Here is a 5,587-nt window from a genome sequence, read left to right on the forward strand (position 1 = left end):
TAAGATTGAGAAGTTGCCTCCGGATGGGTCGAAGGGCCTGGATGGATGAGCGTCTGCTCCTTGAGAACTCAACAGTGTGCCAAGTAGTCGATGCCAAGATGGTTCATCGGCGGGGTTGTCCGGTCGTTTCGGTCGGGTGGTCTCGTGTGGTGAGTCTTGGTTGACTGAGGATCGTCTTCTGCCTCCGTGGAGGTGCGGTTCTCATGAAGCCGAATTCAACTGGTCCTGGAGTGATTCGGGGCTGTTTCGTGTGTCGGTTGCCTTGCCGTTTCGGCGGTGGGGTGCCATGTAGACATTTACGGAGAGTTTGATTCTGGCTCAGGACGAACGCTGGCGGCGTGCTTAACACATGCAAGTCGAACGGTGACGACGGGGCTTGCCCTGTCTGATCAGTGGCGAACGGGTGAGTAACACGTGAGTAACCTGCCCTTGACTCTGGGATAACCGCGGGAAACGGCGGCTAATACCGGATATGAGACGTACAGGCATCTGTTGCGTCTGGAAAGATTTATCGGTCAAGGATGGGCTCGCGGCCTATCAGCTTGTTGGTGGGGTGATGGCCTACCAAGGCGACGACGGGTAGCCGGCCTGAGAGGGCGACCGGCCACACTGGGACTGAGACACGGCCCAGACTCCTACGGGAGGCAGCAGTGGGGAATATTGCACAATGGGCGCAAGCCTGATGCAGCGACGCCGCGTGAGGGATGAAGGCCTTCGGGTTGTAAACCTCTTTCAGCAGGGAAGAAGCGAAAGTGACGGTACCTGCAGAAGAAGCGCCGGCTAACTACGTGCCAGCAGCCGCGGTAATACGTAGGGCGCAAGCGTTGTCCGGAATTATTGGGCGTAAAGAGCTCGTAGGCGGTTTGTCGCGTCTGCTGTGAAAACCTGAGGCTCAACCTCGGGCTTGCAGTGGGTACGGGCAGACTAGAGTGCGGTAGGGGTGACTGGAATTCCTGGTGTAGCGGTGGAATGCGCAGATATCAGGAGGAACACCGATGGCGAAGGCAGGTCACTGGGCCGCAACTGACGCTGAGGAGCGAAAGCATGGGGAGCGAACAGGATTAGATACCCTGGTAGTCCATGCCGTAAACGTTGGGCACTAGGTGTGGGGCTCATTCCACGAGTTCCGTGCCGCAGCAAACGCATTAAGTGCCCCGCCTGGGGAGTACGGCCGCAAGGCTAAAACTCAAAGAAATTGACGGGGGCCCGCACAAGCGGCGGAGCATGCGGATTAATTCGATGCAACGCGAAGAACCTTACCAAGGCTTGACATACACCGGAAAAGTGCAGAGATGTGCTCCCCGCAAGGTCGGTGTACAGGTGGTGCATGGTTGTCGTCAGCTCGTGTCGTGAGATGTTGGGTTAAGTCCCGCAACGAGCGCAACCCTCGTCCTATGTTGCCAGCACGTCATGGTGGGGACTCATAGGAGACTGCCGGGGTCAACTCGGAGGAAGGTGGGGATGACGTCAAATCATCATGCCCCTTATGTCTTGGGCTTCACGCATGCTACAATGGCCGGTACAAAGGGCTGCGATACCGCGAGGTGGAGCGAATCCCAAAAAGCCGGTCTCAGTTCGGATTGGGGTCTGCAACTCGACCCCATGAAGTCGGAGTCGCTAGTAATCGCAGATCAGCAACGCTGCGGTGAATACGTTCCCGGGCCTTGTACACACCGCCCGTCAAGTCACGAAAGTCGGTAACACCCGAAGCCGGTGGCCCAACCCTTGTGGAGGGAGCCGTCGAAGGTGGGACTGGCGATTGGGACTAAGTCGTAACAAGGTAGCCGTACCGGAAGGTGCGGCTGGATCACCTCCTTTCTAAGGAGCATCTGGCACTGGTCCGGTCCTTCGTGGCCGGCTCCCGGTGTCCAGGCCCACGCTCGGTCCGAACGCGATCGGGGTGGAGCTCAAGGGTGGAACATCGACTACGGCCGCGTCTGTCGCGGGTCTGGCTCTAGTACGCCTCGGGTTCGCCTGGGGAGGGAACGAGCGGGGTTCGTGGGGGGTCGGCCTGGCACGCTGTTGGGTCCTGAGGGAACAGCCGTTCACCGGTTGTTGTCCTTGGGAGTCGCCCCCGGTGGGGGTGGCTGCCTGCGGGCCTGTCTGGTCCGGATGAACCGCTCCTGGGTCGATCGCTTCGGTGGTCGGTCTGGGGGTAGGCGCCGGGGAGGACGGGGACCGTTCGTAGCTTGAGAACTGCACAGTGGACGCGAGCATCTTTGTATGTTTTTGTGGTCAAGTTTTTAAGGGCACAGGGTGGATGCCTTGGCACTAGGAGCCGAAGAAGGACGTTGTAGCCTGCGATAAGCCTCGGGGAGTTGGCAAACGAACCGTGATCCGAGGATGTCCGAATGGGGAAACCCCGCTGGAGTCATGTCCAGTGACCCGCACCTGAATATATAGGGTGTGTGGAGGGAACGCCGGGAAGTGAAACATCTCAGTACCGGCAGGAAGAGATATTCCGTGAGTAGTGGCGAGCGAAAGCGGATCAGGCCAAACCGTATGCGTGTCAAAGCCGGCAGGCGTTGCGTGTGCGGGGTTGTGGGACCTTTCAGCTGGGACTGCCGTCCGAGCAGGGAGTCAGAAAGTCGCGTCATAGTCGAAGGGCATTGAAAGGCCCGGCACAGAGGGTGTGACCCCCGTAGACGAAATGGCGTGGCCTCCCGAAGGGGATCCCAAGTAGCTCCGGGCCCGAGAAACCCGGAGTGAATCTGCACAGACCACTGTGTAAGCCTAAATACTACCTAGTGACCGATAGCGGACAAGTACCGTGAGGGAAAGGTGAAAAGTACCCCGGGAGGGGAGTGAAATAGTACCTGAAACCGTGTGCCTACAATCCGTTGGAGCCTCCCTAGCAGGGGTGACAGCGTGCCTTTTGAAGAATGAGCCTGCGAGTTAGTGGTACGTGGCGAGGTTAACCCGTGTGGGGAAGCCGTAGCGAAAGCGAGTCCGAATAGGGCGATTCAGTCGCGTGCTCTAGACCCGAAGCGGAGTGATCTAGCCATGGGCAGGTTGAAGCGCGGGTAAGACCGCGTGGAGGACCGAACCCACTTGGGTTGAAAACCGAGGGGATGACCTGTGGTTAGGGGTGAAAGGCCAATCAAACTCCGTGATAGCTGGTTCTCCCCGAAATGCATTTAGGTGCAGCGTCACGTGTTTCTTGCCGGAGGTAGAGCTACTGGATAGCCGATGGGCCCCACCAGGTTACTGACGTTAGCCAAACTCCGAATGCCGGTAAGTGAGAGCGTGGCAGTGAGACTGCGGGGGATAAGCTCCGTAGTCGAGAGGGAAACAGCCCAGACCACCAGCTAAGGCCCCTAAGCGTGTGCTAAGTGGGAAAGGATGTGGAGTTGCACAGACAACCAGGAGGTTGGCTTAGAAGCAGCCACCCTTGAAAGAGTGCGTAATAGCTCACTGGTCAAGTGATTCCGCGCCGACAATGTAGCGGGGCTCAAGCACACCGCCGAAGCTGTGGCATTCACACAATAGCTCAGCCCCTTGTGGGTTCAGGCGTGTGGATGGGTAGGGGAGCGTCGTGTGGCGAGTGAAGTCGCGGGGTGACCCAGCGGTGGACGCCACACGAGTGAGAATGCAGGCATGAGTAGCGAAAGACGGGTGAGAAACCCGTCCGCCGAATGATCAAGGGTTCCAGGGCCAGGCTAATCCGCCCTGGGTAAGTCGGGACCTAAGGCGAGGCCGACAGGCGTAGTCGATGGACAACGGGTTGATATTCCCGTACCGGCGAAGAACCGCCCATACCGAGCCCGGTGATGCTAAGCGCCCGAAGCCGTCCACCGTCCCTTCGGGGACTCGGACGGGGGAGCGCGCGACCCGAACCGGTAGTAGGTAAGCGTATTAACAGGGGTGACGCAGGAAGGTAGCCCAGCGTGGCGATGGTTGACCACGTCCAAGGTTGTAGGGCGAGAGGTAGGCAAATCCGCCTCTCACATAGCCTGAGAGCTGATGGTGACCGCGAATGCGGGATGATTGGGTGATCCTATGCTGCCAAGAAAAGCCTCGGCGCGAGGTTCTAGCCGCCCGTACCCTAAACCGACTCAGGTGATCAGGTAGAGAATACCAAGGCGATCGAGAGAATCGTGGTTAAGGAACTCGGCAAAATGCCCCCGTAACTTCGGGAGAAGGGGGGCCCGACGTGTGTACCCACTTGCTGGGGAAGCACTAACGGCCGCAGAGACCAGGGGGAAGCGACTGTTTACTAAAAACACAGGTCCGTGCGAAGTCGCAAGACGATGTATACGGACTGACGCCTGCCCGGTGCTGGAAGGTTAAGAGGACGGGTCAGCCGCAAGGCGAAGCTCAGAATTTAAGCCCCAGTAAACGGCGGTGGTAACTATAACCATCCTAAGGTAGCGAAATTCCTTGTCGGGTAAGTTCCGACCTGCACGAATGGCGTAACGACTTCCCCGCTGTCTCAACCGCGAACTCGGCGAAATTGCACTACGAGTAAAGATGCTCGTTACGCGCAGCAGGACGGAAAGACCCCGGGACCTTTACTATAGCTTGGTATTGGTGTTCGGTGCGGCTTGTGTAGGATAGGTGGGAGACTGTGAAGCCGGCACGCCAGTGTCGGTGGAGTCAACGTTGAAATACCACTCTGGTCGCTCTGGATATCTAACCTCGGTCCGTAATCCGGATCAGGGACAGTGCCTGGTGGGTAGTTTAACTGGGGCGGTTGCCTCCTAAAATGTAACGGAGGCGCTCAAAGGTTCCCTCAGCCTGGTTGGCAATCAGGTGGCGAGTGCAAGTGCACAAGGGAGCTTGACTGTGAGACTGACAGGTCGAGCAGGGACGAAAGTCGGAACTAGTGATCCGGCGGTGGCTTGTGGAAGCGCCGTCGCTCAACGGATAAAAGGTACCCCGGGGATAACAGGCTGATCTTGCCCAAGAGTCCATATCGACGGCATGGTTTGGCACCTCGATGTCGGCTCGTCGCATCCTGGGGCTGGAGTAGGTCCCAAGGGTTGGGCTGTTCGCCCATTAAAGCGGTACGCGAGCTGGGTTTAGAACGTCGTGAGACAGTTCGGTCCCTATCCGCTGCGCGCGCAGGAAACTTGAGAAGGGCTGTCCCTAGTACGAGAGGACCGGGACGGACGAACCTCTGGTGTGCCAGTTGTTCCGCCAGGAGCACGGCTGGTTGGCTACGTTCGGAAGGGATAACCGCTGAAAGCATCTAAGCGGGAAGCCTGCTTCAAGATGAGGTTTCCACGGGGACTTGTTCCCTGAGAGGCTCCCAGCTAGACCACTGGGTAGATAGGCCGGATGTGGAAGTGGGGACTAAAGACTCACGAAGCTGACCGGTACTAATAAGCCGACAACTTCACCACAATACTTTTGTGCTACGCGTCCACTGTGCGGTTCCCGAGAGACGAACGGGAGCTCCCGTTGAGTCATAACTCGACAGCGTTACGGCGGTCATAGCGAAGGGGAAACGCCCGGTCCCATTCCGAACCCGGAAGCTAAGCCCTTCAGCGCCGATGGTACTGCACTCGCCAGGGTGTGGGAGAGTAGGTCGCCGCCGGACATCATTCAGAAAGAGCCACCCCGCAAGGGGTGGCTCTTTCTGTTT

3 rRNA genes are annotated in these 5,587 nt (G+C 58.3%); all 3 read left to right on the forward strand.

From position 1 onward, the window contains the following. The first annotated feature begins 295 nt into the window (after window positions 1–295). Window positions 296–1,818, forward strand: a 16S ribosomal RNA gene (locus CCE01nite_RS21080). Window positions 1,819–2,233: 415 nt separating this feature from the next. Beyond that, a 23S ribosomal RNA gene (locus CCE01nite_RS21085) occupies window positions 2,234–5,345 on the forward strand. 80 nt (window positions 5,346–5,425) lie between these two features. Continuing rightward, a 5S ribosomal RNA gene (gene rrf, locus CCE01nite_RS21090) occupies window positions 5,426–5,542 on the forward strand. Together the 16S, 23S and 5S rRNA genes form the textbook arrangement of a ribosomal RNA operon. Window positions 5,543–5,587 lie beyond the last annotated feature (45 nt).

This window comes from Cellulomonas cellasea, from assembly GCF_006538745.1.
Classification (GTDB): domain Bacteria; phylum Actinomycetota; class Actinomycetes; order Actinomycetales; family Cellulomonadaceae; genus Cellulomonas_A; species Cellulomonas_A cellasea.